The 12,515-nt window shown below is 69.3% G+C and carries 9 protein-coding genes; 8 read left to right on the forward strand and 1 reads right to left on the reverse strand.

Annotated features, from left to right (window positions below):
- Positions 1–27: 27 nt before the first annotated feature.
- Complete coding sequence (gene eccCa / locus ACFVV1_RS21085; RefSeq protein WP_389991166.1) at positions 28–4,002, reverse strand: type VII secretion protein EccCa; 3,975 nt, start codon at positions 4,000–4,002, stop codon at positions 28–30.
- A gap of 205 nt (positions 4,003–4,207) precedes the next feature.
- Between eccCa and eccD the strand changes: the two genes are divergently transcribed.
- The 8 genes from eccD (at position 4,208) to ACFVV1_RS21125 (ending at position 12,511) form a co-directional block, all read left to right on the forward strand.
- Positions 4,208–5,614, forward strand: a complete 1,407-nt coding sequence (gene eccD / locus ACFVV1_RS21090; protein ID WP_389991168.1) for a type VII secretion integral membrane protein EccD — start codon at positions 4,208–4,210, stop codon at positions 5,612–5,614.
- A gap of 12 nt (positions 5,615–5,626) precedes the next feature.
- Positions 5,627–7,108: a type VII secretion protein EccB gene (gene eccB, locus ACFVV1_RS21095; protein WP_389991170.1), complete on the forward strand. Its 1,482-nt coding sequence runs from the start codon at positions 5,627–5,629 to the stop codon at positions 7,106–7,108.
- Positions 7,109–7,306: 198 nt separating this feature from the next.
- Positions 7,307–7,666, forward strand: coding sequence for a WXG100 family type VII secretion target (locus tag ACFVV1_RS21100; protein WP_389991173.1), 360 nt, complete (start codon positions 7,307–7,309; stop codon positions 7,664–7,666).
- 69 nt (positions 7,667–7,735) lie between these two features.
- Positions 7,736–8,062 carry a WXG100 family type VII secretion target gene (locus ACFVV1_RS21105; RefSeq protein ID WP_362195029.1) on the forward strand — a complete coding sequence of 109 codons (327 nt, stop codon included), beginning with the start codon at positions 7,736–7,738 and terminating at the stop codon, positions 8,060–8,062.
- A gap of 84 nt (positions 8,063–8,146) precedes the next feature.
- The gene (locus ACFVV1_RS21110; protein ID WP_389991175.1) at positions 8,147–8,635 is read left to right on the forward strand and encodes a type VII secretion system-associated protein; all 489 of its coding nucleotides are present in this window, start codon (positions 8,147–8,149) and stop codon (positions 8,633–8,635) included.
- A 48-nt stretch (positions 8,636–8,683) separates the two neighbouring features.
- Positions 8,684–11,596 carry an AAWKG family protein gene (locus ACFVV1_RS21115; RefSeq protein WP_389991178.1) on the forward strand — a complete coding sequence of 971 codons (2,913 nt, stop codon included), beginning with the start codon at positions 8,684–8,686 and terminating at the stop codon, positions 11,594–11,596.
- 94 nt (positions 11,597–11,690) lie between these two features.
- Positions 11,691–12,191 carry a YbaB/EbfC family nucleoid-associated protein gene (locus ACFVV1_RS21120; protein WP_389991180.1) on the forward strand — a complete coding sequence of 167 codons (501 nt, stop codon included), beginning with the start codon at positions 11,691–11,693 and terminating at the stop codon, positions 12,189–12,191.
- On the forward strand, positions 12,188–12,511 hold the full coding sequence (locus ACFVV1_RS21125) for a hypothetical protein (protein ID WP_389991183.1): 324 nt from the start codon (positions 12,188–12,190) through the stop codon (positions 12,509–12,511). Before ACFVV1_RS21120 ends, ACFVV1_RS21125 begins: the two co-directional genes overlap by 4 nt.
- The last annotated feature ends 4 nt before the right edge of the window (positions 12,512–12,515 follow it).

Consider the following 12,515-nt stretch of genomic DNA (forward strand, 5'->3'; position numbering starts at 1 on the left):
CCGGTACCGGCTGACGCCCACCGCGGCTCACTCCTCCTCGGTGGTCTCCGCACCGGGCTCGGGCAGGGCGAGGTGGATGAGCCGGTTCTTGCGGCGGACGACGCTCTGGGCCCGGCCGGGCGGCAGGATGCGCGGCTTGACGTTGTCGAGGAGGTATCCCTCCGACGGCGGGCAGGACAGCAGCAGGGCGGACGAGTTGACCTCGTTCATCTTGCGGACGAGGGCGTCCGCCCGGCCCGCGCCGGTGGAGGCGCGGGCGACGATCATGTGCAGGCCGATCTCGAAGCCGAGCGGCAGATGGCTGAGCAGCGGCTCGAAGGGGCCGTCGAAGGGCGAGCCGACCATCTCGTAGTCGTCGACGATCACGAAGAGGCGCGGCCCGTTCCACCAGTCGGCACGGCGCATCCGGGCCGGGGAGATGTCCTCGCCGGGGAGCCGTCCGGCCATCGCGCGGGCCACACCGTCCACGTACTCACGCAGCGGGTCCGCGGAGACGGCGTGCCCGAGCCGGTACTCCTCAGGGATCGCCTCGATCAGTTCCCGGCGGTAGTCGACCACCAGGAAGCTCGCCTCGTCGGGGCTGTGGGTCGCCATGATCCGCTGGGCCAGCAGCCTCAGCGCACTGGTCTTGCCGCTCTCGGTGTCACCGACCAGGTAGAGGTGCGGGCTCTGGCCGAAGTCATGCCAGACGGGCGCGAGTTCCACCTCGTCCAGGCCGATCGCCACCCGCAGCGCCCGGTCGGAGGCGGGGAGTTCGGCGGCGGGCAGGTGAGTGGGAAGCATCCGTACCGCCGGCGCCGGCGGGGCGTCCCAGCTCTCCGCGACGGCCTCGACGAGGTCGGCGAGCGCCTCCGAGAGGTCCTCCGCCTGCTCCTGCCCGTCGATCCGGGGCAGGGCCGCGAGGAAGTGCATCTTGTCGGGGCTGAGACCGCGGCCGGGCGAGGTGGGTACGGTACCGGCCTTGCGGATGTCGATGGCGGAGTCCATGGGGTCGCCCATGCGCAGTTCGAGCCGGGTGCCGATCTGGTCGCGCAGGGCGGCGGACACCTCCACCCAGCGCGAGGTGGCGATCACGAGGTGGACGCCGTAGTTCAGGCCGCGGGCGGTCAGTTCGCCGAAGACACCGAGGTCGTCGAAGAGGTCGTTGCGCACCGTGGACCAGCCGTCGACGACGAGGAAGACGTCCCCGAAGGGCTGGTCGGCGAATTCACCCGCCGCGCGCCGCTTGCGATAGGTGGACATCGAGTCGATGCCCTCCTCCTGGAAGAACAGCTCGCGCCGGTTGAGCAGCGAGGTGACCTCCGCGAGGGTGCGGGATATCCGCTCCCGGTCCAGGCGCCCGGCGACCCCGCCGACGTGCGGAAGGCCCGCGAGCGAGGAGAGGGCGCCACCGCCGAAGTCCAGGCAGTAGAACTGCACTTCGCGGGGGGAGTGGGTGAGGGCGAGGGAGCAGATCAACGTGCGCAGCAGGGTGCTCTTGCCGCTCTGCGGTCCGCCCGCGACGGCGACGTGGCCGCCGGCGCCGGAGAGGTCGACGGTGAGCAGGTCCCGTACCTGTTCGAAGGGACGGTCCACGAGGCCGACCGGAACGCGGAGCCGGCCGCGGTCCGGGGAGCCCGCGACGGTGAGCCCGAAGTCGGGGTCCGGGGTCAGCGGCGGCAGCAGGGCGTCGAGGCTGGGCGGGGTGTCCAGCGGGGGCAGCCACACCTGGTGGGCGGGCGGTCCGCTGTCGCGCAGCCGGTCCAGGGCGAGGCCGAGCAGGCTCTCCTCGGTCTCCGGTTCGGTCGCGGGCTCCGGGTCGGGAGCGGCCGGCAGGGTGTGGGGCACCACCCATTCGGTTCCCCAGGAGACCACCTGACGGGCGATCTGCTCCCGGCGGGCACCCCGGCGGGGCGCCTTGTACGTGCCGGACACGTAGGCGGCCCGGAAGCGGGTCAGGGCCTCGACACCGCTCTTGAGATAGCCGCTGCCGGGCTGCGAGGGCAGGTGGTAGGCGTCGGGGACGCCGAGGACGCCGCGGCTCTCAATGGCGGAGAAGGTACGCAGACCGATGCGGTAGGAGAGGTGGCCCTCCAGCTGGTTCATCCGGCCCTCCTCCAGTCGCTGGGAGGCGAGCAGCAGGTGTACGCCGAGCGACCGGCCGAGCCGGCCGATCATGATGAACAGCTCCATGAAGTCGCGGTGCGCGGCCAGCAGTTCGCTGAACTCGTCGACGACGACGAACAGGCTGGGCAGCGGCGCGAGCGGCGTCCCGGCGGCGCGGGCCCGCTCGTACTCCAGGAGGGAGGCGTAGTTGCCGGCCTTGCGCAGCAGTTCCTGACGGCGGATCAGTTCCCCGTGCAGGGCGTCCTGCATGCGGCCGACGAGGGCGACCTCGTCGGCGAGGTTGGTGATGACGGCGGAGGTGTGCGGCAGCTCGTCCATGCCGAGGAAGGTGGCGCCGCCCTTGAAGTCGACGAGGACGAAGTTGAGCGTCTCGGAGGAGTGGGTGAGCGCCAGCCCGAGGACGAGGGTGCGCAGCAGCTCGCTCTTGCCGGAGCCGGTCGCGCCGATGAGCATGCCGTGCGGGCCCATGCCGCCCTGGGCGGACTCCTTGATGTCGAGCTCGACGGACGTGCCGTCCTCGCCGACGGCGATGGGCACCCGCAGCCGTCCGCGCCCCTCCACGGGGTGGCGCCAGAGCCGGGCGGGCTCGTGCCGCCGCAGGTCGGGGATGCCCAGCAGGGTGGTCAGTTCGGTGTCGGTGACGAACGGCTCCGAGGCCGTGACACCGCCGCCGAGCCGGTACGGGGAGAGCCGCGCGGCCAGTCCGCGGGCGGCGGCCGGTCCGAGGCTGTCCGGCTGCCCCAGCAGAGTGGCCTGCTCTTTGCGGTCGCGATCGGTCCGGACGAGGTGCAGTCCCTCCTCGTCGAGGCGGAGCCGCAGCGTGCCCCGGGCGGCCTTCCAGGCGAGGGCCCCGCTGAGGTCCACCAGCACGGTGTTGCGGTAACCGGGCCCGGTGACACGGTGCCCCGAGGGCACGGCCCCGCCGTCGACCACGACCAGGGTGAAGGGCTCGTCGCGCCCCGGCGGGGTCTCCGGGTCGAAGGGCGGCCGCTGGGTGAAGTCGGCGCCCAGCAGCTCCTCCAGGGCCTGGAAGTCCGCCGCCGCGAGCCGGGCCTGACCGGCTCCGTCCCGCTGGTAGCCGTGCTGGGCGTGGGGCAGCCACTTGAGCCACTCCCAGGCGGCGCGCCGCTCGTCGCTCACGCAGAGCGCGATGTTCAGCTCCTCCGGGGCGTGGAAGGTGACCAGTTGGGCGATCAGGGACCGCAGCAGGGCCCGGTCCCGCTCCTCGTCCTCGCCCTCCTCCCGGATCACCACCCGTGACCAGGCGCGCAGGTACAGGGCGATGGGCTGGCCCGAGACGGTGCCGTAGGCGCGGATGAAACTGCGCAGGGCGTGCGCGGAGAGCGGTTCGAGGTCCTCGACCGGTTTGGTGGCGAGCGGCGCGAGACGCACGGCGAGCTTCTGGTCGCCGACCGCCACCCGCACCTCGGCGAAGTCGTCGTCGGAGGGCCGGCGTTCCCACTGCCTGCTGGTGCCGGTCAGCGCCCACAGGGCGGCGGGTGCCGGATGGCGCCAGGCCAGGGCCTTCTGCTGGGCGCCCACCGTGACGCGGATCTTGCGGCGCATCTGCGTCAGATAGCGCAGGTAGTCGCGCCGCTCCCCCTTGAGTTTGCGTTTGCGTTCACCGGCGGTCCGGATCAGCTGCGCGAGGATCATGGCCACGGAGGAGAGCAGCATCAGCCCGATGGCTATGTAGCTGAAGGCGGTCGCCTGGCCGGGGCGCAGGAACATCATGAGCATCGCCAGCGAGGTGAGACCCATCGGCAGGTACGTCCACATGGCGGACGTGTTCGGTTCCGCCTCCGGCAGCGTGGGCGGCTCCTGAAGGCTGAGCTCCCCGTCGGGCATGTCGGGACCGCGCCGGCGGGCGGGACGGCGGAACAGAATGGTGCTCACGCTGGGTGTCTCCTCGGGGCTCGTCGCGTCCGGTCCTCAGGCCGCTCGCGCGGTGTTCCGTCGGTGCGGACCGCTCCCCGCCGGGCAGCGCGAGCGACGGGCGGTCAAACGGCCCGGGGGGCCTGGGACCTGACGTGTTGTCCAAGGTAATGTGCGCTTCCCCACTTCGGTACCCCGGCCCCTCGGAGAGGTGCGGCCACCCGCCATGACGGAAACTTCGGGCATATCGAGCCCCGGTCTGTGCCGACTCACAGTGAAGACCCCCGAGCGTCTGCTCGACCTCGCGGTGCCGGTCGACGTCCCCCTGGCCGACCTTCTGCCGACCCTTCTCGACCATGCCGGTGAGGAACTCGCGGAGCAGGGAATCGAACACGGCGGCTGGGTGCTGCAACGGCTCGGCGAGGAACCGCTGGACGAGGAGAGCACTCCCGAGGTGCTGTCCCTGCGCGACGGGGAGACGCTCCATCTGCGGCCCCGCGTCGACGCGCTGCCCGCGATCCACTTCGACGACCTCGTGGACGGGGTCGCCAGCACCATGCGCGAACGCCCCCACGGCTGGGACAGCCGCACCGGCCGCTGGCTGCTGCGCACCTCGGCCGTGCTGCTGCTCGCCGCCGGCTGGGTGGTCTGCGCCCTGCCCGGCGGGGAGGGACCGGCTCGGGCCGCCGTCGCCGGCGTCGCGGGACTGCTGGTTCTCTTCGGTGCCGCCGCGGCCTCCCGCGCGGTCGGGGACTCGGCCGCCGGAGCCGCCCTCGGGGTCTTCGTGTCGCCCTACCTGGCGCTGGCCGGCGCCTTGCTGCCGGCCGGCGAGGCCGACAGCGGCGGGCAGTTGACCGGCGCCCGCCTGCTGGCCGCGTCCGCCGCGGCCGTGGGCGGTGCGGTCCTGGCCGTGGCCGCGGTGGCGGCCTTCGTCCCGCTGCTGCTGTCGATGGCGGTGATCGCCCTGGCGGGGGCGGTGTGGGGGACGCTGATGCTGACCCTGGACGTCGGTTTCGGACACGCGGCGAGCGTGGTGGGCGTGCTCACCGTCGCCGTCGGCGGTCTGGTCCCCGGGCTCTCCTTCCGGCTGTCGGGGCTGCGGTTGCCCGTGCTGCCCTCCAACGCCGAGGAGTTGCAGGAGGGCATCGACCCGCACCCGCACGGGCACGTCGTCAGCCGCACCGCGCTGGCCGAGGAGTGGATGACCGCCCTGTACGTGGCGGTCGGCCTGGTCTGCGCCGCCGTGCTCACCGCACTGCTCCTGGACGACCCGGGCACCCCGGCCCGGGTCACCGCCGGGGTCCTCTGCCTGCTCCTGCTGCTGCACTCCCGTGCCATCGGCAACGTCTGGCAGCGCCCGGCGGTCTTCCTGCCCGGCCTGTACGGACTGGTCCTGGCGGCCCTCACCGAGGGAGCCGAGCTCTCCCCCGAAGACCGTCCGGTCCTGCTCGCCGCCCTGTTCGCCCTCGCGGGCATCGCGGCGATCACCTCCTGGACGGTGCCCGGCCGCCGGGTCCTGCCCCACTGGGGCCGGGCCGGCGACATCCTGCACACCTGCGCGGCGGTGGCACTGATCCCGCTGGCCCTGTGGGTACTCGGCGTCTACGGCGACCTGCGCGCCATTTCCGGCTGACGGGGGCACGGCATGCAGTCCAGGAAAGACCAGGTCCAGGCCCACATGTTCGTCATGGGCCGGCTCACCGGCGGCATGCTGCGCCACGACCCGGACGCCCCGGAGAGCCCCGTCGGCCGCACCAACCGCGGCCTGGCCTGGGGCATCGGGCTCGGCGTGGTGCTCGTCGTCGGCTTCCTGCTGTTCGGGCTCATCTCCCCGACCGGCACCAAGACCTGGCGCACGGCGGACGCGCTGATCGTGCAGAAGGACACCGGTACGCGCTACCTGTACCTGGACGGCCGGCTCCGCCCCGTACGCAACTACGCCTCGGCACGCCTGATCTCGCAGAAGGAGCTGGGCACCGTCACGGTCTCCGGGGCCTCCCTGCGCGGCGAGGCGCACGGCACCCCCATCGGCATACCCGGCGCCCCGGACTCACTGCCCGGTCCCGGTGACCTGGAGAAGGGCGCCTGGCAGGTCTGCGCCGACGAGCCGCAGCACACCGGCCCCGACGGCGCCGACCGGAAGGCCCGTACTTCCCTGCGCCTCGGCTTCCCGGCCGACGGCGACTTCCCCGGCAAGCAGGAGAGCGTGCTGGTCAAGGGCCCGGACGGGATGAAGTACCTGCTCTGGGGCGAACACCGGATGCGCATCGGCGGACACGGGGCCCTGCAGTCGCTCGGCTACTCCGGCGCCGTCCCCGCCCCCGTCTCGGCCGCCTTCCTGGACAGCCTGCCCGCGGGCGCGGACCTGGTGGCCCCCGAGGTCGACAGCCGCGGTACGGCGACGGGCCGGGTCGCCGGTGCGACGGCCCGGGTCGGCCAGGTCTTCGCGCTCTCCTCCCCCGGCACCGCCAAGCAGTACTTCCTGCTGGAGAAGGCCGGGCTGCGCCCGCTCACCGCTGTGGCGGCGGCCCTCGTGCTCGGCGACGACCGCACCGCGAGCCAGGTCTACCAGGGCAGGGCCCCGAAGCCGCTGACGCTGACCGCCGACGAGCTGACCCGGCGGCAGGCCGTTGCCGGGAAGACCGCGACGGACCCGGCGGACTGGCCCGGCCGCGCCCCGGCCCTGCGGACCGTCGCCACCGGCTCGGCGCTCTGCGCCCAGATCCAGCCCGAGGGCACCGCCCCCCGGGTGCGTCTCGCCCTGGTGCAGGAGACCGGAAGTGTCCCGGCCCCGGCCACCGGTCCCGAGATCGCGCGGGCCTGCCTGCCGGTGGACGGGGTCGCCGTCCGCCCGGACGGCGGCGCGCTGGTGCAGGCGCTCGGCGCCGGCGGCGGGGTACGCGGCACCACCACGTACCTGGTCACCGACATCGGTGTGAAGTACCGGCTGCCGGACGCCGCCGCGGTGGAGCGGCTGGGCCTGAAGGGCGGCCATGCTCAGGCCGTGCCGTCCAGGCTGCTGGACATGCTGCCCACGGGACCGCGACTGGATGTGGCCACGGCGACGGGCAGTCAGTCGACGGACACAGCCACCGCGTTGACGGAGGCGAAGTCGAACTGTGGGTGAAGCTCTGCCGACTTGACGGCATCTTTCCCCATGTCTTGGGCCTTGCTTCCGGGTTCGAACATCAGAAGAACCTCAAATGACTCACAGAACGTTGCATGGGTCACACAGGTCTCTTTAGCATCAGGCTTTATCTAGACGAGTGTTCGACTCTTTCCTCTCGTCAGTTCTCATTGCCGCGCGTCAGACAAGGAACCCACCATGGCGACTCCGCCGCCTCCCGGTAACACCCAGACTTCGGACCAGAGTGAGAACCAGCGCGGCTACAACGCCCTCTCCCAGGCCAAGGAGGGGGTGACGAGGGCCCAGAACGACGTGAAGACCGTGATGGACGGCCTCATCAGGGCCTACGGCGGCGCGGACGGCACGGCGTTTCAGAGCCTGCTCAACGAGTGGAGCGGCCAGGTGGACGTGATCACCCGGAGCATGGGCGAGATGATGCAGACGCTGACCGAGACCGGGCAGGCGCAGTCGCGCACCCAGGCCGAGATCAACGACTTCATCCAGGCGGCCAAGCGCTCCAGCATCTCCCAGGGCACCGAGAACAAGCTCAACCCCTGAGCCGGGTTCACTTCCTGAGCCGACCGCCTTCGTCACCTCTCCCATCCGTCTGCCGTTCGAGGAGCTTTCATGCCCGACTTCTACGCCAACAAGACCGACGGTGTCATTCACGTCGAGTACCAGCATGTCGACCGCGCCGCAGAGGATATGCGGATGCAGACGAAGGCGATCCAGAACACCGTCACCGCGCTCAACGAGGAACTGGCCGGCCTCCGCGGAGCCTGGCAGGGTGCGGACGCCTCCGTGTACGGGCAGAAGCAGAACGAGTGGAACCGGGCCTCGGAGGGCCTCGGCACCATTCTCCAGAGCCACAGCGCCCTGCTGAACCAGATCAGCGAGATCTACAGGAAGCACGAGAACCGCAGCGCCGACCAGTGGTCCAACGTGCGCATCTGACCCTGCCGCCGACAGCGCCACCGGCAACGACCGGTGGCGCTGGGACGTCCCCACCACCCCGCCCCGCCGTTCGAGAGAGAGACCATGGCCGAAGGTATCGATCTTTCCCATCTCGACGAGGACCATCTGACGAAATTCGTCAACGATGGGACCAATGGGATCCAGGCTTTCATCGATGCACTGGGCAACTTGCAGAAGACGGATAAAATTCCCGCGGGTCTGTGGACGATGCTCCGCCTCTCCAGCGCCTTGACCCAAAAGGGTGTGTACTTCGCCGAAGGTCCCCAGCTCGGCAAACTGGCGGTGAGCGACGAAGACATGACGACTCCGATCAGCGCGGTCGCCTTCATGAAGTACATCAGCGACAGCGCGATCTCACTGAACGGGATCATAGAAGATCAGGGAACCCTTTTCGGCGACATAAAGAAAACCCTGCTGGCCACCATCAAGGACATGGCGGAAACCCAGCAGGGAACGCTCGACGACATCAAGGGACAGGACCTCCTGAACGACTGGAAGCTAATAGACAAGGACCTCGGCCCCAAGCCGCAGGGGACCAACACCGGAACCTGACACGCATCACAATACGTCCCGCCCCTTCCGAAAGGCCCCCATTCCGCCATGCCAGCAGAGAACGCCCCGGTCAGATGGGAATACATCGCCGGTCAACTCACCGGTTTCGCAGGCGGAACACGCGAAGACGTGGGGAAAATAGGCAGCACAGCCGACGGAAGTGCGGAAGGATACGGCTGGCTGCAGGTCAAGACCGAAGTGATAAATATCTTCCAAATAACAGGAGAAACAAAGGAGGGCAATTTCGGCACTTCCATGGTTGTCCGTTTCTACGATTACCCCGGCTCCACCGAGAAGGCCATCAAGCAGTATTACAAAATCACCCTGAACGTGCCTTGGGGGGATGACGGATTCAAGACCGGGGGGGTCGCTTCAGCATTCGACTACGGATACGCAGAAGCGCTTGACCAGCTCAAGAATTTTCACTCCACCACGGGTTGGGGCGGCCAATACGCGGGAGGAAAGGTGGTGAAAAAGGAAGACTCCGTAGATTTGAATTCCCTCATCACCACAGCCAAATCTTTCGATCTGGTACGGACATTTTTCAAGGATCATGGACCGAAGCTCGAACAGTGGCACAAGAGCCTCGGAGAGGACGATGCATCCTGGCAAGGCACCGGGGCGGATGTCTTCCGCTCCCTTATTGACGGCCTGAATCTGGGCTACAAGGACCTTGCGGAGTCCCTGGCCCCCTCCGGGAGTTCGACCGGCTCCTCCGCAGGAGAAACACTCTTTCTGGACTATACGCCGGACTCCCTGGTGGGCGAGAACCTCAGCCAAGCGGCAACAGCGATCAATAAAGCGGCGTCGGACCTGCACGATGCCTGGGACACATGGCTGAAGGGTGACATGTGGCTGCCCACCATCGTTCTCGCAAAAAAGATAGACGAGGTCGTCTCGTACCTGAACACGCGCAACATCACCAATATCCATAAAAAAATCAACTCATACTACCCCAATGAGACCTTCTCCATCTTCTACGAGGAGAACGGCAATAGCTACGGCGACCTGCGGACCGAAGAGGCCTGGCATAAACTTGCGCAGCAGGCCTATGTGGAGTGGTGCAAGGGCCTGAAGACGCTGGATGATGCCGCCACCACGGTCGCCGGTAATCTCAATGAAGCTTTGCTGACCATTTCCAAGTCCAACAGCGCCTTCGCGTTCAATCCCGGCTTCACCGACCTGAAGACCAAGTACACCGAGGACCAGACGAGGCAGCTGAAAGAAGACCAGGAACAACAGCAGAAGGACCTTGAGGACAAGAAGAACGAGCTGGACACGAAGCTCGGTGGCGACGACGACCAGACGACACCGCCGCCGAAGCTCGATCCGAACAGCCTCGGCGGCGGTCTGGACGACAACCAGACGCCCCCCGGTCTGAACGACAACCAGACGCCGCCCAGCCTGAAGGACGTGGTCCCCCCGCCCACCCTGGGTCTCAACGGCCCCGGCACGGGCACCGGCCTCGACGGCGCCGTCCACAACCCGGACGGCTCCACCACCGTGCGCAACCCCGACGGTTCGTACACCACGACCTTCCCGGACGGGCACCAGGAGAAGAGTCCTCCGGGATCGCCCCCGCCCGGGCTCGGGCTGAACGGGCCCGGCCTCGGCCTGGGCACGGGCCCGAACACCTCCGTCCCGCTCAAGACCACCAAGGGCCCGGACGGCTCCACCACCACGTACAACCAGGACGGCTCCCGCACCATCACGCACAAGGACGGGACCACCACCACCATCGGCCGCGACGGTACGACGACCACCGTCAACCCGGACGGTTCCACCACCGTGCTGCACAAGGACGGCAGCGAGACGGTCACGTACCCGGACGGCACCAGGACCACGATCCGCGCGGACGGCAGCACCGTCACGCAGTACAAGGACGGTTCCACCCAGACCCGCGCCGCCGACGGCACGCTGACCACGACCGACTCCGACGGCAACAAGACCGTCTCCCATCCGGCGCCGGGGCAGACCGTCCACAACCCGGACGGCTCGACCACGACCTTCAACAAGGACGGCTCGGCCACCACGGTGCACGCCAACGGCACCAGGACCACGGTGAGTTCCAACGGAACGGTCACCACGGTCGACCCGGACGGCACCAAGACGGTCTCGCACCTGGGCAAGAACACCTCGACCATCGAGTACGCCGACGGTTCGGTGGCCAAGGTGGACAAGGACGGCACGGTCGTCACCACGTACAAGGACGGCACCTCCACCAAGCTCGGGCCGGACGGCACCTACACCACCACCGACCCGGACGGCGACAAGAAGACCGAGCACCTGAACCCCCTCGGCGGGAACGCGGGCGCGGAGACCAAGCACAACGCGGACGGCTCCACGACCACGAAGTATCCGGACGGCACGGTGGACCAGAAGTTCAAGGACGGTGGCCACAAGATCAGCTACCCGGACGGGCGGACGGTCACCACGGACGCCGACGGCCGCACGCTCAAGGTCACGGGAGGCCCGACCGGCCTCGGCGGCAACAAGTCCTCGGGCGGCTTCGGCACCTTCGACTACTACGACTACCCGGACGACTACAAGAAGCTGAACACGTCCCTGACCGGCAGTGGCTACGGCGGCTACGGCTCGGGCGGTTCCTCCGCACCGCCCCCGCTGTCCGCCAACCCCCTGGGGCAGAGCCTCACCCCGCCCGGCGGCGCGAGTGCCGGCGGTGCCCTGCCCGGCGAGCGCACCCGCATGTCCGCGATCAACGAGTCGGCGGCCGCCCGCGGTCGAGCCGCCCAGCTCGCCGCCGAGGAGTCGGCCGCGATGCGCCGTCCGGCGACCAGCTCCGGCGGGATGCCGATGATGCCTCCGATGGGCGGTGGCATGGGCGGCGCCGGTGGCCAGAACACCCAGAGCGACGAGCGCGAGCGCGCCACCTGGGTCAGCGAGGACGAAGACGTCTGGGGCACCGACGAGGGCGGGGTCGTCGGCGTGATCGGGCGGTGAGCCCGGTGTACGGGGGTGCGGGTACCGGGTTCGGCCGGCAGAGGCCGGTCTCCCGCCGGGGTCGTGGTGTGCGCGAACAAGGAGGAGCGGGACGATGAGCAATCCCCTGGAAGAACGGCTGGCGGAGGCGCTGGCCGAGTTCGAGGAGACGCGGACGCGGCTGGACACGGCCGCGGCGGAGGCGTCCCGGATATCCGCGACGGTCACGGCCAAGGACCGTTCGGTGGAGGCGACCGTAGGGGCGCAGGGCGAGGTGACGAACCTGCGCTTCCCCACCTCGCGGTACCGCACGATGGCCCCCGCCGAGCTGGCGAGCGCGGTGATGAGCACCATCGCCGCCGCACGCTCCCAGGCGGCTTCCCAACTGCTGGACATCTACCGGCCGTTCGGCCCCGTCCCGGGAATGTCCCCGGACGCCGAGGGCGGGTTCGCGCCCGTCGAGTGGGATGAACTGTTCGCCCCGCTGCGGGAGGACACGGACCTGGTCGTACCGCCCTCCCGCTCCACCGCCACCTCCGGCGGGGCTCTGCTGGACGAGCTGGTGGACGACGAGGAGAGCGGGACCGGCACCGGGAAGGAAAGGACGGACCGATGAGCGAACTCGACGTCGACACCGAGGGCCTCAACCGCAGCGGTGAGGCCGTGAAGGACGTGAGCGAGGTACTCAAGGTCGCCCGCGACGAGTACATGGACAAGATCACCAGCTACCGCGGCTGCTGGGGCACCGGGGAGTTCGGTGAGACCTTCGCCAAGAAGTACTACCAGGGTCTCGGCCTCGTCGTGGACGGGACCGAGGCGCTGGTCAAGGCGCTCGAGTCCAGCGGGCAGAGCCTCGGCGACACCTCCAGCAAGTTCAAGAAGACACAGGAGGGCGTGATCGACCACGTCAACACCAGTACGACGAAGAAGCACTGAGCAG

The organism is Streptomyces sp. NPDC058092 (genome assembly GCF_042884935.1).
Lineage (GTDB): Bacteria > Actinomycetota > Actinomycetes > Streptomycetales > Streptomycetaceae > Streptomyces.

Bases quoted from the DNA above. Each gene is read 5' to 3' on its own strand.
- eccD (WP_389991168.1), top strand. From the start codon at position 4,208: ATGACGGAAACTTCGGGCATATCGAGCCCCGGTCTGTGCCGACTCACA.
- eccB (WP_389991170.1), top strand. From the start codon at position 5,627: ATGCAGTCCAGGAAAGACCAGGTCCAGGCCCACATGTTCGTCATGGGC.
- ACFVV1_RS21100 (WP_389991173.1), top strand. From the start codon at position 7,307: ATGGCGACTCCGCCGCCTCCCGGTAACACCCAGACTTCGGACCAGAGT.
- ACFVV1_RS21105 (WP_362195029.1), top strand. From the start codon at position 7,736: ATGCCCGACTTCTACGCCAACAAGACCGACGGTGTCATTCACGTCGAG.
- ACFVV1_RS21110 (WP_389991175.1), top strand. From the start codon at position 8,147: ATGGCCGAAGGTATCGATCTTTCCCATCTCGACGAGGACCATCTGACG.
- ACFVV1_RS21115 (WP_389991178.1), top strand. From the start codon at position 8,684: ATGCCAGCAGAGAACGCCCCGGTCAGATGGGAATACATCGCCGGTCAA.
- ACFVV1_RS21120 (WP_389991180.1), top strand. From the start codon at position 11,691: ATGAGCAATCCCCTGGAAGAACGGCTGGCGGAGGCGCTGGCCGAGTTC.
- ACFVV1_RS21125 (WP_389991183.1), top strand. From the start codon at position 12,188: ATGAGCGAACTCGACGTCGACACCGAGGGCCTCAACCGCAGCGGTGAG.